Consider the following 21547-nt stretch of genomic DNA (forward strand, 5'->3'; position numbering starts at 1 on the left):
GTGGATTTTCTTTTGAGAGCAAAAGATCTCACAGGCAGTCATATGAAAAATAAAAAGAACCCTTTATCAGGGCTCTATTTGGTGAATCTTATATTTTGACTTCGACATCGGCTTCTTCGCGTAGTTTTTCAACAAGCTTTGTGACTTGTTCTTGTTCTTTTTGCGTTTTCAATTGCTGCTCAAGTGTAGGTTTCACTTCTTCAAATGATCCTACATCCTCTTGCTGTTCTTTTAAGGTATCGTATTGGGTCTGCAGTTCTTCTTCTGTCACTTCAGTTTCTTCTGTTTCCCCAGCGATATATTCATCAACTTTCATCTGAAGTTTGACCTGCTCTTTCAGTTCTTCTTCTGTAGTGTTATTTTCATCCAGGGCGGCTTGCAACTGTTCTTCATTCTCGAATTGACCGGTCATTTCTTCATATCTTTGATCGACTTCTTCACTGGAAATCTCAATATCTGCTTCTTCAGCTTTTTGACTGAGAAGTTCTGCTCCAATCATTTGATCGACGACCGATTGTTTGATTTGGTCCTCTTGACCCTCAATATCCATGCCATACTGTTCGTACTGTTGCTTCATGATGTCCAACTGCTGGTTGAACTCCTCTCGGGATAGCTCTTCACCGTTTACAACAGCTACTGGCCCAGTTGCTTCCTCTTCATTTGCTGTTTCATCCGATTGTCCGCTATTTTCTTGTTCGGTTTCTTCATTATTACCTTCAGCGGATTCATCATCAGAATTCGAGCATGCAGCTAAACCGATGGTCACGAGAAAACCGATCAGCACAATCAAAAACGTTTTTTTCATAGCTGTTTTCTCCTTTTGTATTAAGTTTTAAACGGAGTGTAGCACATCGGTCATAAGTTGTAAACAAATTCTGGAATGAAGGTCAAGCCTTACACATAGACATAAACGGAAAGGGGGAGGGTTAATGTGAATCCATATGCTCAGCAAGGGCCCTATCGGCAAACCTATGCATCTGAAACAGCTCAAGTCAGCTTTTTGAGCAGTCCTCTTGCACCTGAATTGAAGGGTGCGATGCAATTTTATCAGATGCCTTATGGAGTGGAAGTGTTTGTTCAGGTCGAGGGGTTACCAGCATTTCAAAAAGCGAAAAACGGCAAACAAGTAGGGCCTCACGGTTTTCATATCCATGAAAAGGGAGTTTGCGAAATCGGTGATGGGAAAGATCCTTTCAGTTCAGCAGGAGGGCACTGGAATCCGGATGGACAGCCACACGGAAATCATGCAGGGGACTTTCCTGTACTTTTCTCAAATCACGGAAGGGCGAGGATGATATTTTTCACGGATCGCTTTCAAGTGAAAGACATAATCGGTAAAACAGTGATTATCCATGACGGACCAGATGATTACCAGTCACAGCCGAGTGGAGATTCAGGTAAAAGGATTGCTTGCGGTCTCATTGAAAAATCGTGAAAAAATGGAATAAATGACTACTTCTTCGTATATACTTATAGTGTAGAATCATTCGTACGCTGTACTTGACTTCACCGGTGAGTCATAGTATAGTTATAATTAGATAACAATTACCAATATAAAGAAGTTACAGCTTCAAATCACCTATTATAAAGAGTGATCAATCATTATTGGTACTTTTTATAATATGTGATTTTTTCATTAAAGCAAAACGCATATTAATTTTAGAAATATTGGAGGATCCATTCCTATGAAAACAGGTACAGTGAAGTGGTTTAACGCGGAAAAAGGTTTCGGTTTTATCGAGGTTGAAGGGGAAGACGATGTATTCGTACACTTCAGCGCAATCAACGAAGAAGGCTTCAAATCTCTTGAAGAAGGTCAAGCAGTAGAGTTTGAAGTTACTGAAGGAAATCGCGGACCACAAGCTGCAAACGTAACTAAAATATAATTAAAAATAAAAAGAGGCTGGCTTTAGAAGGTCAGTCTCTTTTATATCATTTCAAGTCTAAGGGAGGCTACACCAATGGCTTTCGGTAAAAAGAATCAGGCTGAAATCAAAGAAGAAGATACAAAGATCTGGGTGTGTTCATCCGAAGATTGTAATTGTTGGATGAGAGATAACTTCAGAACGAATAACGAGAAAAAATGTCCGATGTGCGGCAATCCGATGGAGGAAGAGAACAAAGTCCTTCAGGTAGTAGAAAACAACAGTCTATACTATAAATCTCAATCATGAGAAAAAGCGATTGCTCCCACTGCAATCGCTTTTTCTTTTGGTAAGAGGAATGCACCTTGATAAATCGAAAACCTGCAAAGAATCCGGACAGATGATGAGGTCGTATATTCTCATCCAAACACCTGTTAATCAAACCGTGAAGATGATATCATTTCATATGCAGAAGGCCGTCCTTGTTAAAGGATGGATGGCAGAGTATATACTGTTACTTGCAAGAAGGTTCCTTCAAAACCTAAGGTGCGACTGTCATCTAGAGCGAAGGAATGATATAATCTTACTGTTATACAAACGTACGAACTGGAGGACTAGCTAATGTTAACTGTAAATAATGTAAGTCTTCGTTTTGGAGATCAAAAGCTTTTCGAAGATGTCAATATAAAATTCACACCAGGGAATTGCTATGGATTGATTGGAGCGAATGGTGCCGGTAAATCTACATTTCTTAAGGTGTTAAGCGGAGAAATCGAAGCTCAGACCGGCGACGTTTCCCTGAAGAATGACCAGCGCCTTGCCGTGCTTAAGCAGAACCACTTTGAATATGATGAATACCAAGTGTTGGAAACCGTAATCATGGGGCACACCCGTCTCTATGATGTCATGAAAGAGAAAGACGCTATTTATATGAAAGGTGAATTCTCTGAAGAAGACGGTATGCGTGCTGCTGAATTAGAAGGGGAATTTGCGGAGATGAATGGCTGGGAAGCTGAATCTGATGCAGCCCGTCTCTTGAAAGGATTGGGAATCGGCGAAAACCTGCATGATAAACAGATGAGCGAGCTGGCAGGTTCAGATAAAGTTAAAGTGTTACTAGCTCAAGCTTTATTCGGTAACCCTGATGTTCTGCTTCTCGATGAGCCGACCAACCACCTGGATATTAAAGCGATCCAATGGCTGGAAGATTTCCTCATCGATTTTGAAAACACAGTCATAGTCGTCTCCCATGACCGTCACTTCCTGAATAATGTCTGTACTCATATTGCAGACTTGGATTTCGGTAAAATCCAGATCTATGTCGGTAACTATGACTTCTGGTATGAATCCAGTCAGTTAGCTATGAAGATGGCGCAAGAGCAAAATAAGAAAAAAGAAGAGAAAATCAATGACTTGAAAGAATTCATTGCGCGTTTCAGTGCGAATGCCTCTAAATCCAAACAAGCGACATCACGTAAAAAATTGCTTGATAAGATTACGCTCGATGATATTCAACCTTCATCAAGGAAATATCCGTATATTTCATTCAATGCAGATCGTGAAATCGGAAATGACCTGTTGACGGTTGAAAACTTGTCTAAAACGATTGGTGGAGTAAAAGTGCTTGATAACATCAGTTTCACTCTGAACAAGGATGATAAAGTAGCTCTTGTCGGGGCAAATGAGACGGCTAAGACTGCACTGTTCCAAATCTTGATGGGTGAAATCGAACCTGATGAAGGCACGTATAAGTGGGGAGTGACTACTTCTCAAAGTTATTTCCCTAAAGATAACTCAGCATTCTTTGAAGGATCCAACCTCAGCCTTGTAGAATGGCTTCGTCAATATTCACCGGAAGACCAGACAGAGACGTTCCTTCGCAGCTTCTTAGGCCGTATGCTGTTCTCTGGTGAGGAAGCATTGAAGAAAGCGAATGTTCTCTCCGGGGGAGAGAAAGTCCGTTGTATGCTTTCTAAAATGATGCTTTCAGGAGCGAATGTGCTTCTTTTAGATGAGCCGACCAACCACCTGGATTTAGAGTCCATCACTTCCTTGAACAAAGGATTGATCAATTTCAAAGGATCTGTCATTTTTGCTTCCCATGACCATGAATTCATCCAAACCATCGCTAACAGGATTATTGAAATCACTCCGAATGGTATTGTTGATAAAGAAATGAGTTATGATGAATTTTTGAACGATCCAGAAGTCCAAAAGCAGTTAACTGCAAAATATGCATAAATGATTAAAGCGTCTGTCACCGTCGACAGGCGCTTTTTTTCGATTATTTATGTTTTTATTCTTACGCAGGTGGTAAGAATATATAAGAAAAGACATTATTTTGTATGTAAGATTTTGGCGAATGAAGATAGATTCAGAGCATTTTTGACTGATTATCAGCCCAGATGCTCTTTTTGTAATGTCTGTGACATATGGATGTTAATTTTGAAATCAAACTGTTGCTTGTTTGTTCTTAATTTCTACTGAAATTCTGGTAATCTTGTAATTGTGACATGATCACCTTATTGAAAATAGTGATCAACCAATCAAGAGGAGGCAGAATTTTATGAAAAAAACTGTATTTTCTGTTGCAGCGACCGTGGCATTAACAGGAGTATTAGCAACAACTGTGAGTGCTGAAGAATATAAGATCAATAAAGGTGATACACTTTGGAGCATTTCCCAAAAGTATGATGTATCTGTAAGTGATTTGAAGTCCTGGAACGATTTAAATTCCAACTTGATTTACCCGAGTCAATCATTAACTGTAAACAATGAAACAGCAACTACTACTACTAAATCTTCGAACAATTCCACTTATACAGTGAAATCCGGAGATACGTTGTACGCCATTTCACAAAAATTCAATATTACAGTGGATCAATTGATGGCGTGGAATAACCTATCTTCTACCCTCATCCACCCTGGCGATCAGTTCAAAGTAGATGGACAAGCAGCAAAAACTTCTGCACCATCAAATAACAGCAGCAGTTCAAACAGCAGTTCCAATACGTCCACAGCTACACAAACAAGCACTACACAAGATACAGGCAATGATGTTGTGAAAGAGTTCACCGCAGAAGCTACAGCTTACACAGCTAACTGCACAGGGTGCAGTGGAGTAACAGCAACAGGAATTGATTTGAATGCAAACCCTGATCAAAAAGTGATAGCGGTAGATCCGAACGTCATTCCATTAGGATCTAAAGTTCACGTAGAAGGATATGGTGTTGCGATTGCAGGAGATACAGGCGGAGCTATTAACGGAAACCGTATTGATGTATTCATGCCTAATCGTGAGGACGCATTGAACTTTGGTAGGAAATCTGTAAAAGTACAAGTGTTAGCTGACTGATAGCATATCTTTATAAGAGAATGCTTTTATATTTTACTTATCAAACCCCTTACTGAATGAATTTTCAGAAGGGGTTTTTAATTTGGATGTTTATTGCTTTGACATGGAGATACTTATTGATAGACTATACTCACATTGACTAACGAAAGGGGAGCTATACATGAAAGCGATTGTACATGAAGGGAAAACTGGATTAGAGGGTTTACATCTTAAGGATATGGATTCACCATCGTTGAAATCCAGAGAAGTGAAAATCAAAGTACATACAGCGGGGATGAACAGAAGAGATTTAGCGGTTGTGACTAAAAGACACAAAGCATCAGATCCAGCTTTGATACCTGGATCTGATGCCGCAGGTGTTGTGGAAGCTGTCGGAAGTGAAGTCACTAAGTTCCGTGTGGGGGATAAGGTAGTCGCAAATCCAGGATTAGGGTGGCAGCAAAAGTCGGATGCTCCTCCAGAAGGATTTGAAATCGTCGGTCTTCCCGATCATGGTACGTTTGCCGAATACTATACCTGTACAGAAGACCATGTAGAAACAATGCCAGAGCATTTAACTTTCGAGGAAGCGGGAGTTCTGCCATTGGCTGCTCTCACTGCTTATCGAGCATTGATGACAAGAGGGAATTTGCAGCCCGATCAAACAGTCCTGTTACCTGGAATTGGAAGCGGTGTTTTAACATATGCTTTGAAATTCGCCAAAGCGATTGGGGCACGTGTAATCGTTACTTCCAGATCAAAAGAAAAACAGGAAGAAGCCTTGCAGTTAGGAGCGGATCTGGCTATTTCCACAGAGAGTGATTGGACAGACGAATTGGCTGAAGAAAAGGTGGATATCGTAGTCGAAAGCATCGGGCGGGCTACATTCAATAAATCATTAGGTATTGTCAGAAAAGGCGGGACCGTTGTCACATTTGGTTCAACGACTGAAGATGAGGTGAGCATCAATATCCGTAAGTTCTTCTACGGTCAATACAATCTGCTAGGATCGACGATGGGGAGTGCCGATGAATTCCGCGAGATGCTGACATTTGTGACCGAAAAGCAGATTCACCCTCAGTTGGACAAGGTTTTCCCGATGGAAGATTATCAGCAGGCATTCGAATATTTAAGAGACACTAAAAATTTCGGGAAAATAGGTCTTCAACTGTAAGCGTCTCCCTCTTAAAACTTAGTAGCAACTCCGAACTAAAAATTAAACAAATCCATAAACCGAACGAATGTGCGTATGATTAGACAAATCAACCACCTTTTATTGTAAAATAGGAGTATCAACTATTTTCATAGGAGGTGGATTTTTTGTCTCACAAGAATAACCCGAAGCGTTTTGCCTTGAATATGAGTGCCGCCCAATTTACAAAGTTTTATATAATGCATTTGTTACAAGTACATCAGCCGATGATCAGCGAACACTTCAAATCAGAGTTCAAAAAGTTGACTAACAACTGGGTTCCAGCACCTTCCACACTATTAGACACTTTGCATGAAATGTCAGAACAAGGGTTATTATATCGAAAAGAAGATTATAAGTCACATGATAAAAAGAGACAAAAAGTATACTGGTACTCCCTTACTGACGAGGGTAAAGAAGAATTTGATGTTTTGAAAAAGCGTTACAAATTGCTTTTCGAAGAACAGATGCAAATACTGAAACAAATCATGAATGATGTGTACCGGTAATGCCATAGAGAGGATGTACTTAGTTGAAACTCAGCGTATTAGACCAGAGCCCAATTTCCAAAGGACAAACAGCAACAGAAGCGCTTCAACAAACGATCAGCCTGGCTCAATCCACTGAAAAATCTGGCTATCATCGTTATTGGGTAGCAGAACATCATAGCACGAACGGACTTGCGAGTACATCACCTGAAATATTAATCGGTCAGATTGCTGCTGCAACAAATCGGATACGTGTAGGATCAGGCGGAGTTTTATTACCTCAATACAGCCCGTTGAAAGTTGCCGAAAACTTTCGTATGTTGGAAGCCTTCTATCCTGGACGCATCGACCTTGGCCTTGGCCGGTCTCCCGGAGGGGGTAAGAAAACACGTCTCGCCCTCACCGACGGTCAGGAAAAGTCATTGAGTGCTTTTTCTAGACAAGTGAAAGAGCTTCAACAGTTTTTGAATGGATCAGTTCCAAAAGGAGACAGCTATTTTGGTGTAAGCGCAAGACCCTATACACCTAACCAGCCTGATATGTGGGTTTTGGGGTTGACAGCACGTGGAGCAAAGCATGCGGCAGTGAATGGGGCGGGCTTTACTTTTGGACATTTCATTAATCCGGATCAAGGAAGAGAAGCGATCCATGTTTATCGGGAGAAATTCAAGCCATTAAAGGAAGCAGACAATCCGAGAGTAAATGTGTGCATTTTTGTAATTTGCGCAGACACAGAAGAAGAGGCAGAAGAACTGGCTTTGAGTCAAGATCTATGGTTGCTTCAAGTTGAAAAAGGCATAGAGACTAGGGTCCCGTCGATAGAAGAAGCGAAAGAATATCCATATACGGAAGAAGAAATTAATAAAATTCACCAGAATCGAAGGCGCTGCATCATAGGGGGCCCAACCAAGGTGAAGAATGAATTGACTCGCCTGGCCGATTTATACGGTACAGATGAGTTCCTTATCATAACTAATATTTTCAACTTCACCGAGAAATTGAAAAGCTACGAAAGGGTTGCAAAGTTATTCACCTAGTTACAAGTGCCTAATCATTGATGAATCTCCTCCTTTCACCCATACAGTCCTCCATGGTTCAACATATATAAAAGTAAAGGGGGGAATTGGAATGAGTAAAGGATATGGTGGAGGCTTTGCGCTAATCGTTGTTTTGTTTATTCTCCTGATTATTGTAGGAGCTTCTTGGTGGTATTAATAGTTAAAAGTGTGGCAACTGCCACGCTTTTTCTATTTACATAAACCAGACCATTTTAAAATGACGATGGGTAAGCTATAATAAGTAACATTACGTTTCAAAAAAGGATGGAATATATATGTCAGATGTAAATATGCTAGGTACAGTACAAAAGTGTACCGTTTTGAAAAAAATCACTGAAGGCTTCGTCGTTTCAGCGAACAATCAAGAAATCCATTTACCGGATGAAGAAGTTGCAGAAATCGACAGAGAGCTAGAATTAAATGACACCTTAGACCTTTTCATTTATTCCGATAAAAAAGGACGAGTCTCCGCTACCTTGAGCATCCCTGAAATCACCAGGGATTCATATGGTTGGGCAAAAGTAGTTGAAGTGGTTCCGAATATGGGAGCATTCGTCGACATCGGTTTACGTGATAAAGACATTCTCGTATCAAACGACCACCTGCCTTTGTGGAAATCCGTCTGGCCAAAAGAGGGAGACCATTTATTTGTAAGTCTAGAAATTGATAAAAAAGGACGTTTACTGGCAGAGCCTATCTCAGAACAAGAAGTCATGGATGATTTAGAACAAGCTCCGGAAAATCTGCTTCACCAGGAAGTGACTGCCCGAGTATATCGTGCCATCAAAGCAGGGACAACTGTCCTGACAGGCGAAGGATATAGAGGATTTATCCATCCAAGCGAAAGAAAAGAGGAACCGCGTTTGGGAGAAACCGTGACTGCCAGGGTCATAAATGTCAAAGAGGATGGAACCATCAACCTTTCTCTCCGTCCTTTGAAGCAAGAAGGAATGAGAGAAGATGCTGAAGTTATTTACGATTATTTAGTAGAAAATGACGGCGTGATGCCTTTTCACGATAAAAGTGATCCAGAAGCTATCAGAAATACGTTCAATATCAGTAAATCCGCCTTTAAAAGGGCCTTAGGTCAGCTGATGAAAGAAGATAAAGTCGAACAAACTGAAGGACAAACTTCTATTAAACACTAATTACTTCAAACTAAGTAGCAACTCCGAACAAAAAATAAAAAAACAAGCTTCTAAGTGACAGCCGTTTCTCAGCCAGGAAGCTTGTTTTTTATGCTAACTTTCATATTCTTTATTAACACCATTGCTGAAAACCACTTCTAATTTAAATTCTTTGAATGTTTGATCTAACCCTAATATGTTTAAAACTTCTTCAATGACCTCATCTTCTGGGGTGTCTTCATCAAAACTCATTTCCTGAAAGTGGGGGGTAAGCTGGTCCAAAGCTTCTTCACCGCTTATTCTTTCTTCTCCGATTTCATGAATAACTGCCTTCGTCTGCTGATTTTCATGCTCATAGTCAATTCCATAGGAAAGGGTGTCTACATAATCCACTTCCATATCAAACTTTGTAAACCTAAAAGCGTTCGGTGCAGTCTGTTGAGTATCAAAAGCAATGTTTTCAATATTCGTCAGCTTTTTGGTATCCATAGCTTCATCCTTATTATTCGTGCCTCCACACCCAGCTGCGATCAATATACTAAAGAAAACAAAAGTAAGTATGCCAGATCTGATCATATTCATCCCTCCATTCGATGTCTCTAGGATAGCCAAAAAAATACCATTTCATAACATTGGCTAATTAGAAACATTAGAATATTTTATTGTTAATCAAGATGATAATATTAAGATATGAGGGTATTCCCTTCAAGGAGGTAGTTAAGTGAAAAAAATTGTAATATGGACCCTAAGTATCATCATTATTTTTGGATTAAGCGCCGGTTTTGCTTATTATAACGGCTTGGGAGCAGCTTCCAAGGAAAATAAAATGAAGGTTGTTCAAATGTATAACGGAGAAGAGAAAGCATATTCTGAGCAAGAATTAAAGGATTTATTGACGAAAACACAATATGATGTGACACAGAATGACGGCACAGAGCCAGCGTTTAACAATGAATATTGGGATAATAAAGAAAAAGGAATATATGTAGATCTTGTATCTGGTGAGCCTTTGTTCAGCTCCGCTGATCAATATAAATCAGGAACGGGGTGGCCGAGCTTCTCACAGCCACTTGTAGAAGAAAATATCGTTACTAAAGATGATCCAGGTATTTTTGGTGTAAGGACTGAAGTGCGAAGCAAGGGAGCTGACAGCCACATTGGGCATGTTTTTAATGATGGTCCCGATCCCACTGGACTCCGTTATTGTATGAACAGTGCAGCTATGGAATTCATACCAAAGGATGAAATGGAAGCGCGTGGATACGGTCCTTTTTTAGAAGATATTAAATAATTAGTCAAAGGATAGAGTATAAAATCTCTATCCTTTTTAATTGATATTGATTATCATTGACAATCATCAAATGCATCTATATACTCATTAATGATAATGATAATCCTTATCAATCATACATATTTTCCAAAGTGAAAGAGAGGAAATAGAAAGGAAGCGTATTTATGAAGGGCTGGAAAAGCATCTGTTTACTATTTGTTTTAGTTTTATTAGTAGCATGCAGCGATGAACGAACAGAAGGTGAAAGTTCTTCTGAAGACGAAGAAACTAACCAGCAAGCTATGAAATTCGAAGATAGTATGGGTGAGGTAACTATCGAGGGGGTTCCTAAGCGAGTTGTCGTTCTCGAATGGACATACGTTGAGCATATACTGCCTCTAGGTATTCAACCAGTTGGGGTTGCAGACAAAGAAGGATATGACAAATGGGTCAACGTTGGCGAACCGCTCAGTGATGAAGTTGAAGATGTGGGAACTCGCTCTGAGCCGAATTTTGAAGCGATTTCCCGGTTGGATCCAGATTTAATCATTGGCGCAAAATACCGTCATGAAGGATTTGCAGATCAGCTGAATGATATCGCACCTACATTTATGTTTTCTCCATATTCTGAAGAGGGATCAACCGATCAATACCAACACCTTATCAATGAATTCACAACGATGAGTGAAATTTTTAATAAAGAAGAGCAGGCTGAAGAAGTAATTGAACAGATGGAGACGAAGATGGAGAAGTTAGGCGAAGAAGTATCTGGGGAAGAAAAAATGAACGCTGTGGTTACTCAAGCATTCACTTCACAAAATACTCCGACGATGAGATTATTCACAGATAACTCTGTAGTGGCGGGTGTCCTTGATCAAATGGGAATCCAAAACGCTGTAATTACTGAACAGCCTGAGATTTATGGGTTTATATCAACAGATGTCGAAGCCTTACAGAACTATCAGGACTCCCATTTCTTTTACCTGGTTCAAGAAGACGATCCAATCTTTGATACCCTGGCAGATAATCCTGCATGGACAAACTTGGATTTTGTAGAGGAAGGGAAAACTTATAAACTCCCTGGAGACATGGGTACATTTGCTGGACCACTTTCAGCAGAAAAATTAGCAGAAGAAATCGCTGAAAATCTCAAATAGAAGAAAAAAGGGCTATTCGTTACGCTGGTTAATGTGACGGATAGCTCTTTGTTATATAATGAATAGAGAATAAATATGAATCTTATGAATACTTAGTAAAGAAAGACACTTGGAAAGGGGCTTACATAATGGTGATGCTTGAAAAAATGCAAAATGATGAATTCAAGAAAGAGGTAGTCGACTTAAAGAAAGGATATGCAGAGGAAAAAGTAAAGGCGGGAACTTGGACAGAAGAAGAGGCGATGCAAAAATCAGAAGAAACATTCCGCTATTTGTTACCTGATGGACTCTCTACTAATAACCACTATTTTTTATCTATTTTCGATCAAGCCGCAAAAATAAATATAGGTTATTTTTGGTACCATTTTGACCCAGAGCAATCCCAAAAGGAAGCGTTCATTTATAATTTTGTCATTTATGAAACCGAGAGGGGGAAGGGTTTTGGAAAAAAAGCGATAACTGCTCTTGAAAGACATCTTAAAGGAACAGGGGTTAAGAAGCTTTCTCTACATGTATTCGGGCATAATGAACGTGCTATTCATTTATACAGACGAATGAAATTCTCGACAACGGATCTTCATATGTCCAAACACCTTTAAATCCACTTGACACATCAATTGATAACGATTATCATTACCATTGTAATCACAATAACGTAATGTAGGTGAGAGGTATGGAAAAGACAAAAACAAATCTAGCTAATATCATTCGTGAACGCCGCTCAGTAAAGAGTGGTTACTTAGATAAGGAAGTACCTACAGAATTAATAACAGGACTGTTAGAGGATGCCCGTTGGGCTCCTACACATGGTTTGAGGGAACCTTGGCGTTTCATTTTCATTCCTACAGAAGAGAAGGAGCAGTTTGTAGAGTCTCTCGTTAAAACTTTTCCGAGAGACATGCAGGAAAACCGCCGAAATTATTTCAGTCAGCCAGCTGCATTCTTGATTGCAGTCATGAATGAGGATCCAAGACAAAAACAATGGGAAGAAAACTTCGGAGCTATCAGCTGCCTGCTTCAGAATTTTCAACTCCTCGCATGGGAGCAGGAGTTAGGAGTTGTGTGGAAAACTAATCCACAAATTCATGAACCACGAGTACGTGAACTATTAGGTGTCCAACCAGGAGAGAAGATTGTTGGCTTCATTCACATGGGTTTCTTTGACCAACAACCTAAACCGAAGCAACGGTCACCAATTGAAGATAAACTGACGATTTTTAAAAATTGAACAAAAAGAGCACATCTCAAAAGGGTGTGCTCTTTTTGTTCAATTGGGACTTCCTAACTCATCAAAATGTACATCAATCAGTTGATCGCTTTTTTGATTGACCAAAACATAAACAAGGACTTCCTTCTTTTGTCCATTTGCCGTGTTCAGGGTGAATTTGAAATTATATTGAGAGCGATCTTCGGAAATAATTACTTTTCCATTGTAATCGTAATTCACCAGTTCTGAATCCGGGTACTTCTTCACAGTTTCTTCAACCGCTGTTTTACCCCATTTTGCATATTCAGGCGGCTGGGCAAACACGTGGTTGAAAGATAATGAAAGAAAAACGAGCACTAGTATGAATACTAGCCCTTTAATAGGCTTTGACTTCATCACCTTACCTCCTTCCTTTACTACTATCCTTTGAATGATTATCGAAAATATTCTCTTAGAGGATAAAAGGTTGGACAGCAAGGGAATTGGCCCATAAAATAAAAGGATATACTTACGTGAAGAAATTTGGTGGTTTTATGAAGCGAATTTATATATTATTGATGCTTGTTATGTTGGTTTGGGGCTTTAATGTCTCTGCTATTAAGGTCCTGGTAGCGCATATTGATCCGATTCTGCTCACATCTGTACGAATATTTACTGCAGGCATCGGAGTTCTGGTGATAATGGCAATAATGGGACTATTCAGATTACCTTCTAAAAAAGAAATCCTTACCATACTATCCATTTCGTTATTTAATGTGGTCGCCCACCACGCGTTGATGGGAGTCGGGTTGCTTTATACATCAGGGGTTAATGCAGGAATAATCATCGGATTAGGACCATTGCTGACAATGGTGTTGTCTACTATCTTGTTAAGTAAAAAGGTGACAGTTTTCAAGACGTTTGGCTTTCTATTGGGCTTTACCGGGGTGCTTATTACGACATTGACAGGTGAGGATGGTTTTGCAGGTATCTCAAGCGGGGATTTTATGATTTTCCTGTCTATTACAGCACAGGCTTTCAGTTTCATCATGATCAGTAAATTGAATCCGAACTTAGACCCGCGATTATTGACAGGGTATATGCTTCTTGGAGGATCTTTTTTCATTTTCTTTACAAGTTTGTTTTTAGAAGGGGAACCAGGTCAAATCTTATCGTTGTTGGATACTCATTTATTCCTGGTGTTTTTGTTCAGTGCATTAATTTGTACAGCTTTCGGGCATATGGTGTATAATTTTGCAATTAAACAGGTGGGAGCATCAGAATCAGCTGTTTTCATTAACTTTAATTCTTTTTTTGCAGTGGTCGGTTCGGTTCTTTTCTTAGAGGAGACTCTTTTCTTCGCACATATCATAGGACTTGTATTGATTATAGCAGGAGTCCTTATAGGTACAGGAGCACTGCAGCATTTATGGGAAAATCAAAAACGATATCGAAAAAAAAGCGCCTGATCAGCCTTCCGTGTTCTTAAGCTTGTCGAGGCTGTTCAAGGCGCTTGCGCTTTTGTACCTTACTGTTGATATTTGGAATCGAATGCAATCAATACTATGTTCAATTGCCTTTCTAATTCTTCGATTTTTTCCAGCTTTTCATCAGATAGTTGAGCATAATCGAAAGACATCATGTTCGCCCCCTTTTACGTTATAATTTCCAAGAAAGTTGGACTTATCCTGTCAAAATTTTTTCAGCGTGAGAGTGAGACTTTCTTATGGACGAAACGCTTGAAGGGATTTATGATTATAATATAAATGTACGAAAAGGAGTTTCTCATGAATTTTGTAGCCCTTGATTTTGAAACCGCAAACTCAGCTAGATCTTCGGTCTGTTCGATTGGTTTAGTTGAATATGAAAACGGAGCTTTGAAGAGAGAGTACTATCGATTAGTCAAACCACATAATAATTATTTCGCTCCAATGAATGTTCTTGTCCATGGTATTACTAAAGTAGATGTTTCTGATGCTGAAGAGTTTGATGTTCTATGGAATCAAGAAATCAAACAGCTGGTTGAAGGTAAATTAGTTGTGGCTCACAATGCTCAGTTCGATATGGGGGTATTACGTGCCGTCCTTGATCAATACAATCTTTCCTATCCGATGCTTGCTTATAATTGTACGGTGAATATCTCCAAGAAAACGTGGAGTCTCCCCAAATACAATTTAAATATCGTTTCTAAACACCTGGGATTTATATTTGATCACCACCATGCACTTGAAGATGCGAAAGCAGCTGCTCACATATTGTTAAGTGCAAAAGAAGAATTGGCAGCTACAGATATTAAGGATTTAGTCAAAAAGACGGGTACGACAAATGGCATGATGTATGAAGGTGGATATGAACCTGCACGCTTAAATAAAAGGAAAAAACCGAAAATAGACACTTCAAAGTCCTTTGTTGCTGCTACAACAGAGTTTGATCTTTCACATCCTTACTATGCTGCTTCAATTGTTTTTGCAGGGCAGTTAAGTCAGTTGAAAAGGGAAGAAGCTATCCAGGAGATTGTAAACGTAGGTGCAGTGTGGCATCCGACGGTAGAACACAACACGAACTTTATCGTCGTAAGTGAATCGACTTATGAAAACTATAAACAAGGTAAGAAAACAAGTGAACTTGAACGAGCAGAAATTTTATTAAGCCAAGGATATCCTATAGAAATAATCATGGAAGACGTTTTTCTGGAGCAATTAAAAAGCTCATCTATGTAATGTAGATGAGCTTTTTGATTATTTCTTTTTTCTGAGGTGGCGACGATCTTTTAGCCGCTCTGGGTGTACAGCTTTAGATCTTTGAGAAAGTTTCCCTAAGTTGATACCTGCTCCATGATAATAGGCTTGCCATATGATTTTCGTACAATATTGTTCGTTATTCCTGCTGCCAATAGGTGTCATAATACGGTAGGTTGCATGCTTGTTAGTGTGATATAAGTATTCCAAGTGCTCACAGGCTTTCTCACCTGCAGAGGGGTCAAAAGGAGAGTATATTGAAACTCTTTTAAATTTATGGAAATACAATTCCACAGAATCCCTAGCTAAACCAGCTGGAATAGAATGAACAACCTCATTATTCTCCGTAACAATACCCACATGACCGACGTAACGTGATTCTTTTCTTCCTATAGGCGAAAATAATACATCTCCAGGAAGGATGGATATATCCGAGCCAGGGTAACATGTCGTGTCATGTTGCATAATCATAGGCGCTTGGACTTTTTTTGGTCGTAAATAGAAAGGGAGTAATCCTAGAACAAATACAAATAAAAACTTTTTCATTTACATCGATCCTTTTTAATATGATAAACCTCTTCAATCGTAAGGCAATTAATTTAAAAACTCAATTGTAAAGGGAGGGAAGGTTAGAAATTCGAGTAGTGCTTATGAAAAGCAGATGATAAAGTGAAAGCTTATCTGAGGAAAGTTCGTAATAATTCATTAGGAAAAGTGCTTAAATCCCGACCCCCGGAACGTTTGTTCGTTTAAATTCATAAAAAGAAGTTACTATAGAAAAGATTCAAATGAGATGCCAGAGATGAAAAGCGTTCGTTAGCTGAAGAAAAACAATTAAGTGCAGTTTATATGTTCTAATTATGGCATGTTACAAGGAAGGTTCCGTAGTTAAGATAGATACAAAGGATTTATTAGCAACCATTAGTAAATCAAGATCTAATTACCATTAGAATTAGATGACAGTATTAACAATCCTGATCATGTAATAATTTAAGCTAGATACGAGGGGAGATCAGTTACCATAAAGGCTTGTAAGGAGTTATATTTTAATTTAAATCTTAGTTTACATAATATATATTATACTGAGTCACAAAATAAAGTTAAATCAGGTCTCAATCTACAAGTATACTCTAGATAGTGAGACAGAATGAAAATAACGTATTTAGAATGTTCATTGTTATTTCTTATTATTTCAGTGTTTGTAAATTAACGATAATAATTTCTTCGTCTCCCGGAGTTAAATCTTCTTTATACATCCTTAAGCTGATTCATGTAAACAAGTATTCGTTTACATCTCGTTATTCTTTATGCTTCTATTTGATTATTACAATCCAGATGCTAACTAAACCTCATGGTATATTTGTTTCCAAAACTTTGTTTACATAACTATCGAGTTGTCTTTCACTAATTCAACCGTTTAGCTTCAATTCATTCGACTAACCCATGAGTGTTTCATTTGATCAGGAAGTAAACAAATTCCTGCCTGTGTTATTCATATTAAACTCTTCCTCAAGCACACCTGGGATTCTGTCTCCCCCCTTCGTGTTTTTTGGTGTCCCAATAAGGGATGAAAATATGAATTAATAAGCGGAAAATTGCTGACAGCTCCCCTACTATGCTTTGGATAGTTCTTAAGACATTTTAAAGATGGTTTTTTATTTTGTATTTCGGAGTTGCTACTAAGTTTCAAGTGAGAATATATAAAGTGACTGGTTTTCTTATATAAAGTGCCAAAATTACCGCTCGCGAACATTTGTTCCTGACATGATTTGTTTTGGATGTTTCGAGTTGCTACTAAGTATTAGCTAAAGACGTTTCAAGCTGGCTTTTGCTTATGGTTTCAAAATTGGGGTCCAAAATGAAAAGTCACAGAGGTTTACTCTGTGACTTTAACCTTTGATTTTTTTGTACTCTTTGTTTGTGACTCTTCAAAAACCTTTAATGTTTCATAGTAGTAATCAAGAATCTGCTCAGAAGGTTTTTGCCAGCTGTGCTTTTCTGCTTCTTCCCTGGCATTTTTGCATAATTTACTGTATAACTCTTCATCTTCTAAGCGATTGATCGCCTCAATCATACTATTCACGTTTTCATTCTCGAATAACAGACCATTTGTTCCGTCTTCTACCTGTTCCATCGTAGGTCCGCTTTTAGCTGCGATAACCGGTAAACCTGAAGCCATCGCTTCAAGGATAACAAGGCCTAGCGTTTCTGTGACAGAAGGGAAAATCAGTGCATCAGATGAAGAAAAGGCTTGGGCTAGTTCCTCTCCATGGAGGAGCCCTGTAAATACGGTGTTCGTACCTGCAAATGTCTTTTCTAAGTCATCTTTGACTGGTCCATCGCCGACCATGGCTAACGATAAATCATCCCTAGCCTCTAATAAAGGTTTAATTTTCTCAATCTCTTTTTCTGGAGCCATCCGCCCGACAAATACTAACAGTTTATTTTCCGGTTTACCTCCAGAGAGACGCATTCTCATCTCCGCATTCTTATGATGGGGATGGTAATGATCGACGGCTACACCCCTATCCCAGACACTTACGTTGTAAAAATTCTTTTCATCCAGTTCCTTTTTGATGGCTTTGGATGTACAGAGATTCATGTCTGCATAATTGTGCAATTTGCGGAAATACCACCAAACAAGAGGTTTGAAGGGATAAAGCCGATAATAATCCAGATACTTTGGCACATGAGTATGATAAGAAGCGATTAAAGGATAATTCAACTTATCTGCATAATAGACACCTGAGACTCCTACAAGTGCAGGATTGACTACATGAACGAGATCCGGATCGTGCTTTTCCAACAAATCCTTCACTTTTTTTTGCGGCATGGAAAATTCTTTGGATTTGTAAAATGGCATTATCGTTGTTTTGACCCCTTCTACAACCGCCCCTTCGTACTCCTTCACACCAAGATCTGGAGCAATGACAACAACTTCATGCTCTTGTTTACGCAGATATGTGATGGCTTCTTTTAATCGTGTGACTACTCCATCTGTGGATGGGAGGAATGTTTCTGTAATGATGGCGATTTTCAAAGCGGAAAACTCCTTACTTCCAAGTGATTGACGGCAATACGTTCTCTTGAATAATTCGGTCTTTATTTTCAACTGCTGTACGAAGGATATCACGGATAACATCATCCGTAAGTAAATGAGGTTCTAATCCCAAATCGCGCAGCTTCGTGTTAACAGCATTGTAATAGTGATCCTCATTTTCGATACGAGGGTTTTCAATTTTCTTGACTTCTGTTTCAAAACCTTCCTCTTTTGCGATCTTTTGTACGCGTTCAGCAAGATCTTGAACAGAGAACCATTCAGTGAATTGGTTGAAGACACGGAACTCACCTTTATCAGCTGGGTTTTCTGCTGCTATTTCTACACAGCGGACAGTATCTTCGATGTTCAGGAATGCCCGGGTCTGCCCACCTGAACCATAAACAGTAATATCATGCCCAATGGCTGCCTGGTTGATAAAACGGTTAAGAGCTGTACCGAAAACTCCATCATAATCGACACGGTTCACTAGTAGTGGATCAAGCTTTGTCTCGTCTGTATGTAAACCATACACAATGCCTTGATTCAAATCTGTCGCACGGATTCCCCAGATCTTACAAGCGAACATGATATTGTGACTGTCATGCACTTTAGAGAGGTGATAGAATGAACCTGGCTGCTTCGGATACGGGAGCGTATCTTTGCGGCCTTTATGTTCAACTTCAATATACCCTTCTTCAATATCAATATTCGGAGTACCATATTCACCCATTGTTCCTAGTTTTATCAAGTGGCATTCTGGTGCAAATTCTTTAATGGCGTATAGAACGTTCAAGTTCCCCATTACATTGTTTGTTTGTGTATAAACAGCGTGCTCACGATCGATCATGGAATATGGAGCTGAGCGCTGTTCAGCAAAGTGTACAAATGCTTCAGGCTCTACTTGGCGAAATACTTCGCGTAAGAAATCGTAATGATTCAGATCACCGATATAGGTTTTAATTTCATTGCCTGAAACTTCTTTCCATTTCGCTACACGATCTTCCAATGAAGCGATTGGTGTAACGGAATTGGAATGGAGTTCTTCGTCATATTCTCTCCGTACTAAATTATCTACAATTGTTACATCATGTCCTTGTTTGGATAGGTACAATGCAGTCGGCCAACCGCAAAAACCATCTCCCCCTGCTACAATAATCCTCATAATCTACCTCCTAGTTACGTCTAGCTTTCTTATTCCCTTTATAGAATAACACTTTTGACTATAGGTATGGTACTCATATTATGTTCATCTCTATTTGAGCCCTAGCCTGGAGTCATTGTCTCTACGTTTTTGACTTTACCATTAATTCAATTTTGAAACAATAAATTCATTGTTAAACTGCTTTTATGTATAAGAATCAAGCATTCACCTTCCTATACCTGAGACTTATATTACCCCTGGCAACTATGTTTCTAAACATTTTCACAAAAAAACATGCAAAACCCGGAGGCTTTACATGCTTCATTGGACCTGAGTCATGGATAAGTTCACGAATCTTCCTTCGTTTGTGTATCTACATGATTTTCTTCTGTCTGTGCTTCTGCTCGATCTTCTTTCTGTCCAACTGCTTGATCCTCTTTTGGCTCTTCCTCGGATGCGGCAGTTTCTTGATAGTTTTCCATTTCATTAGAACTGAAATTATTGACAGTTCCGCGGGATACATAGCTCTCGAGCATTGCTTTCAGATCCATTCCCGTGGTTTCTTTTAAGGATTCTTGGATGCCGAGCATCGTAGAGGTGACACTGTTTGCTACTTTAGAGGAACCACCGCGTGAATCGGCCCCACCCATATCAATCACTTTCATATCTTTGATTTGACTGATCGGTGCGGAGACTTTCTCTGCGTATTCAGGCAATACTTTAATTAACATTTCCATGATGGCTGCTTCGCCATAATGTTCCATAGCCTTGGCCATCCGTTCTTTGGATTCTGCTTCTGCTATTCCTCGTTGTCGGATGACTTCCGCTTCTGATTCACCTTTGATTCTTTCGTTATCCGCTTCCGCCTGGGCACGTTTCGTTACCTCATAAGCTTCAGCATCTGCAATTGAACGGCGGCGTTTATTCTCTTCTTCTTCAAGTTCTACGCCTCGTTGTTTCTCGATATACTCGACTTTCAACTCTTCTTCTTTGATTTGCTGGGCTAGTTTTTGGCGCTCAAGTTCTCCGGCTTGATCTGCGTTTGCTCTAGCACGGTTCGTATCTTTCTGGAACTCCGCTTCTTTGATATCTTTTTCTTTCGTCGATTCTGCAACAGCAGTCAAACGCCGGTTTTCTTCATCTTGTGCTTCCTGATCATTTTTCGCCTGGTAGATTTTAGTTTCTTTCGTTGCATCTGATTCTGCCATATTCGCTTTCTTTTGTACTTCAGCGATGTGGGGGCGTCCTAATGCATCGATATAACCGTTCTCCTCATCAACATCTTCCACATCATTCAAAGCGAATGATGTGATTTCAAATCCCATTCCTTTAAGATCTGATTCAGCGATTTTTTTCACCTGTGTATTGACTTCTTTGAAATCGTTATAGATCTTTTCAATGGGAAGAGAAGCGATTATGGAACGTAAATGTCCATTTAACACATCTTTCAGTTCTGATTCTCTTTCCTTCTGCTTTTTACCTAAGAACTTCTCTGCGAAATTCGCCATGATTTCAAGTTCACTGCCGATACTGATGACAGCTGTACTAACCACGCTTACAGGAATTCCTTCTTTCGTATAAGCTTTTTCCGAATTGACTTGCAGTTGAAATGAAGTCAAATCAATCGGTGTAACGGTTTGGAACATACGAAGCCGATATCCGCCACCTCTGATGATTTTCACAGACCTGCCATTGTCATCTTCAAATACGTTCTTCTCACGTTCCGGGTCACCTAATTTCGGACCGGTTACGATGAGAGCTTCATTTGAGCTTGCCGTTTTGTAGCGCAAGCGGAAAATAATGAAGGTGATGATACCACCGACCAGAGCAACAACTCCAATCACTCCCAGGATCAATAAAAACAAGGCTCCTTCAAACATATCCTTCACTCCTTTTCTTTTCCCCTATTTTTGTAATAAAAGGTGTTATATACCATAACGATTTCCACCCT

General features: G+C 39.5%; 23 protein-coding genes. 16 read left to right on the forward strand and 7 right to left on the reverse strand.

Annotation, left to right across the window (positions count from 1 at the left end):
- Window positions 1–88: 88 nt before the first annotated feature.
- On the reverse strand, window positions 89–805 hold the full coding sequence (locus HLI_RS00900; protein WP_128522623.1) for a SurA N-terminal domain-containing protein: 717 nt from the start codon (window positions 803–805) through the stop codon (window positions 89–91).
- A gap of 126 nt (window positions 806–931) precedes the next feature.
- On the opposite strand from HLI_RS00900, the gene HLI_RS00905 reads away from it, so the two are divergent.
- The 10 genes from HLI_RS00905 (at window position 932) to HLI_RS00950 (ending at window position 9085) form a co-directional block, all read left to right on the forward strand.
- Window positions 932–1435 (forward strand): superoxide dismutase family protein, encoded by a 504-nt coding sequence (locus tag HLI_RS00905; protein WP_241655911.1) that lies wholly within the window; start codon window positions 932–934, stop codon window positions 1433–1435.
- A gap of 250 nt (window positions 1436–1685) precedes the next feature.
- Window positions 1686–1886, forward strand: a complete 201-nt coding sequence (locus tag HLI_RS00910) for a cold-shock protein (RefSeq protein WP_008640023.1) — start codon at window positions 1686–1688, stop codon at window positions 1884–1886.
- Window positions 1887–1961: 75 nt separating this feature from the next.
- Window positions 1962–2174: a cold-shock protein gene (locus HLI_RS00915; RefSeq protein ID WP_128522624.1), complete on the forward strand. Its 213-nt coding sequence runs from the start codon at window positions 1962–1964 to the stop codon at window positions 2172–2174.
- A 312-nt stretch (window positions 2175–2486) separates the two neighbouring features.
- On the forward strand, window positions 2487–4106 hold the full coding sequence (locus tag HLI_RS00920; RefSeq protein WP_128522625.1) for an ABC-F family ATP-binding cassette domain-containing protein: 1620 nt from the start codon (window positions 2487–2489) through the stop codon (window positions 4104–4106).
- 325 nt (window positions 4107–4431) lie between these two features.
- The gene (locus HLI_RS00925; protein WP_128522626.1) at window positions 4432–5220 is read left to right on the forward strand and encodes a 3D domain-containing protein; all 789 of its coding nucleotides are present in this window, start codon (window positions 4432–4434) and stop codon (window positions 5218–5220) included.
- Between the two features lie 160 nt (window positions 5221–5380).
- Complete coding sequence (locus HLI_RS00930; protein WP_128522627.1) at window positions 5381–6373, forward strand: zinc-binding dehydrogenase; 993 nt, start codon at window positions 5381–5383, stop codon at window positions 6371–6373.
- A gap of 137 nt (window positions 6374–6510) precedes the next feature.
- Window positions 6511–6900, forward strand: a complete 390-nt coding sequence (locus tag HLI_RS00935) for a PadR family transcriptional regulator (RefSeq protein WP_241655912.1) — start codon at window positions 6511–6513, stop codon at window positions 6898–6900.
- Between the two features lie 23 nt (window positions 6901–6923).
- Window positions 6924–7916 carry an LLM class flavin-dependent oxidoreductase gene (locus tag HLI_RS00940; RefSeq protein ID WP_128522629.1) on the forward strand — a complete coding sequence of 331 codons (993 nt, stop codon included), beginning with the start codon at window positions 6924–6926 and terminating at the stop codon, window positions 7914–7916.
- A gap of 91 nt (window positions 7917–8007) precedes the next feature.
- Window positions 8008–8094: a YjcZ family sporulation protein gene (locus tag HLI_RS00945; RefSeq protein ID WP_008640034.1), complete on the forward strand. Its 87-nt coding sequence runs from the start codon at window positions 8008–8010 to the stop codon at window positions 8092–8094.
- 118 nt (window positions 8095–8212) lie between these two features.
- Window positions 8213–9085, forward strand: coding sequence for a CvfB family protein (locus HLI_RS00950; protein ID WP_128522630.1), 873 nt, complete (start codon window positions 8213–8215; stop codon window positions 9083–9085).
- A gap of 93 nt (window positions 9086–9178) precedes the next feature.
- On the opposite strand, the gene HLI_RS00955 is transcribed toward HLI_RS00950, so the two are convergent.
- Entirely contained in the window at window positions 9179–9640 is a 462-nt protein-coding gene (locus tag HLI_RS00955; RefSeq protein ID WP_164908437.1) for a YusW family protein, read from the reverse strand.
- Between the two features lie 145 nt (window positions 9641–9785).
- Here HLI_RS00955 and msrB point away from each other — a divergent pair, with 145 nt between their 5' ends.
- From msrB to HLI_RS00975, 4 genes are all read left to right on the forward strand, one after another.
- Window positions 9786–10355: a peptide-methionine (R)-S-oxide reductase MsrB gene (gene msrB / locus HLI_RS00960; protein WP_241655913.1), complete on the forward strand. Its 570-nt coding sequence runs from the start codon at window positions 9786–9788 to the stop codon at window positions 10353–10355.
- A gap of 164 nt (window positions 10356–10519) precedes the next feature.
- The gene (locus tag HLI_RS00965) at window positions 10520–11491 is read left to right on the forward strand and encodes an ABC transporter substrate-binding protein (RefSeq protein WP_128522632.1); all 972 of its coding nucleotides are present in this window, start codon (window positions 10520–10522) and stop codon (window positions 11489–11491) included.
- A 128-nt stretch (window positions 11492–11619) separates the two neighbouring features.
- The gene (locus HLI_RS00970) at window positions 11620–12090 is read left to right on the forward strand and encodes a GNAT family N-acetyltransferase (RefSeq protein ID WP_128522633.1); all 471 of its coding nucleotides are present in this window, start codon (window positions 11620–11622) and stop codon (window positions 12088–12090) included.
- A 74-nt stretch (window positions 12091–12164) separates the two neighbouring features.
- The gene (locus HLI_RS00975) at window positions 12165–12719 is read left to right on the forward strand and encodes a nitroreductase family protein (RefSeq protein WP_128522634.1); all 555 of its coding nucleotides are present in this window, start codon (window positions 12165–12167) and stop codon (window positions 12717–12719) included.
- A gap of 39 nt (window positions 12720–12758) precedes the next feature.
- On the opposite strand, the gene HLI_RS00980 is transcribed toward HLI_RS00975, so the two are convergent.
- A complete protein-coding gene (locus tag HLI_RS00980; protein ID WP_128522635.1) occupies window positions 12759–13094 on the reverse strand; it encodes a DUF3889 domain-containing protein in 336 nt (111 codons plus the stop codon).
- Window positions 13095–13210: 116 nt separating this feature from the next.
- Here HLI_RS00980 and HLI_RS00985 point away from each other — a divergent pair, with 116 nt between their 5' ends.
- The gene (locus tag HLI_RS00985; RefSeq protein WP_241655914.1) at window positions 13211–14146 is read left to right on the forward strand and encodes a DMT family transporter; all 936 of its coding nucleotides are present in this window, start codon (window positions 13211–13213) and stop codon (window positions 14144–14146) included.
- A gap of 318 nt (window positions 14147–14464) precedes the next feature.
- Window positions 14465–15397, forward strand: a complete 933-nt coding sequence (locus HLI_RS00990) for an exonuclease domain-containing protein (protein ID WP_128522636.1) — start codon at window positions 14465–14467, stop codon at window positions 15395–15397.
- Window positions 15398–15415: 18 nt separating this feature from the next.
- Here the strand turns inward: HLI_RS00990 and HLI_RS00995 are convergent, their stop codons facing one another.
- The 4 genes from HLI_RS00995 to HLI_RS01010 form a co-directional block, all read right to left on the reverse strand.
- Window positions 15416–15961, reverse strand: a complete 546-nt coding sequence (locus tag HLI_RS00995; protein WP_128522637.1) for a C40 family peptidase — start codon at window positions 15959–15961, stop codon at window positions 15416–15418.
- A 1330-nt stretch (window positions 15962–17291) separates the two neighbouring features.
- Complete coding sequence (locus tag HLI_RS01000) at window positions 17292–18455, reverse strand: glycosyltransferase family 4 protein (protein WP_128522638.1); 1164 nt, start codon at window positions 18453–18455, stop codon at window positions 17292–17294.
- 13 nt (window positions 18456–18468) lie between these two features.
- On the reverse strand, window positions 18469–19617 hold the full coding sequence (locus HLI_RS01005; RefSeq protein ID WP_128522639.1) for an NAD-dependent epimerase/dehydratase family protein: 1149 nt from the start codon (window positions 19615–19617) through the stop codon (window positions 18469–18471).
- Window positions 19618–19943: 326 nt separating this feature from the next.
- A complete protein-coding gene (locus HLI_RS01010) occupies window positions 19944–21476 on the reverse strand; it encodes a flotillin family protein (RefSeq protein WP_128522640.1) in 1533 nt (510 codons plus the stop codon).
- Window positions 21477–21547 lie beyond the last annotated feature (71 nt).

It is taken from the genome of Halobacillus litoralis, from assembly GCF_004101865.1.
GTDB lineage: Bacteria > Bacillota > Bacilli > Bacillales > Halobacillaceae > Halobacillus > Halobacillus litoralis_A.

What these genes read in the sequence shown, in the direction of transcription:
- HLI_RS00900 (WP_128522623.1), bottom strand. Translation starts at nt 805, where the DNA reads ATGAAAAAAACGTTTTTGATTGTGCTGATCGGTTTTCTCGTGACCATC.
- HLI_RS01010 (WP_128522640.1), bottom strand. Translation starts at nt 21,476, where the DNA reads ATGTTTGAAGGAGCCTTGTTTTTATTGATCCTGGGAGTGATTGGAGTT.
- HLI_RS00955 (WP_164908437.1), bottom strand. Translation starts at nt 9,640, where the DNA reads ATGATCAGATCTGGCATACTTACTTTTGTTTTCTTTAGTATATTGATC.
- HLI_RS00915 (WP_128522624.1), top strand. Translation starts at nt 1,962, where the DNA reads ATGGCTTTCGGTAAAAAGAATCAGGCTGAAATCAAAGAAGAAGATACA.
- HLI_RS00995 (WP_128522637.1), bottom strand. Translation starts at nt 15,961, where the DNA reads ATGAAAAAGTTTTTATTTGTATTTGTTCTAGGATTACTCCCTTTCTAT.
- HLI_RS00910 (WP_008640023.1), top strand. Translation starts at nt 1,686, where the DNA reads ATGAAAACAGGTACAGTGAAGTGGTTTAACGCGGAAAAAGGTTTCGGT.
- HLI_RS00930 (WP_128522627.1), top strand. Translation starts at nt 5,381, where the DNA reads ATGAAAGCGATTGTACATGAAGGGAAAACTGGATTAGAGGGTTTACAT.
- HLI_RS01005 (WP_128522639.1), bottom strand. Translation starts at nt 19,617, where the DNA reads ATGAGGATTATTGTAGCAGGGGGAGATGGTTTTTGCGGTTGGCCGACT.
- HLI_RS00925 (WP_128522626.1), top strand. Translation starts at nt 4,432, where the DNA reads ATGAAAAAAACTGTATTTTCTGTTGCAGCGACCGTGGCATTAACAGGA.
- HLI_RS00945 (WP_008640034.1), top strand. Translation starts at nt 8,008, where the DNA reads ATGAGTAAAGGATATGGTGGAGGCTTTGCGCTAATCGTTGTTTTGTTT.
- HLI_RS00970 (WP_128522633.1), top strand. Translation starts at nt 11,620, where the DNA reads ATGGTGATGCTTGAAAAAATGCAAAATGATGAATTCAAGAAAGAGGTA.
- HLI_RS00975 (WP_128522634.1), top strand. Translation starts at nt 12,165, where the DNA reads ATGGAAAAGACAAAAACAAATCTAGCTAATATCATTCGTGAACGCCGC.
- HLI_RS00980 (WP_128522635.1), bottom strand. Translation starts at nt 13,094, where the DNA reads ATGAAGTCAAAGCCTATTAAAGGGCTAGTATTCATACTAGTGCTCGTT.
- HLI_RS00920 (WP_128522625.1), top strand. Translation starts at nt 2,487, where the DNA reads ATGTTAACTGTAAATAATGTAAGTCTTCGTTTTGGAGATCAAAAGCTT.
- HLI_RS00950 (WP_128522630.1), top strand. Translation starts at nt 8,213, where the DNA reads ATGTCAGATGTAAATATGCTAGGTACAGTACAAAAGTGTACCGTTTTG.
- HLI_RS00990 (WP_128522636.1), top strand. Translation starts at nt 14,465, where the DNA reads ATGAATTTTGTAGCCCTTGATTTTGAAACCGCAAACTCAGCTAGATCT.
- HLI_RS00965 (WP_128522632.1), top strand. Translation starts at nt 10,520, where the DNA reads ATGAAGGGCTGGAAAAGCATCTGTTTACTATTTGTTTTAGTTTTATTA.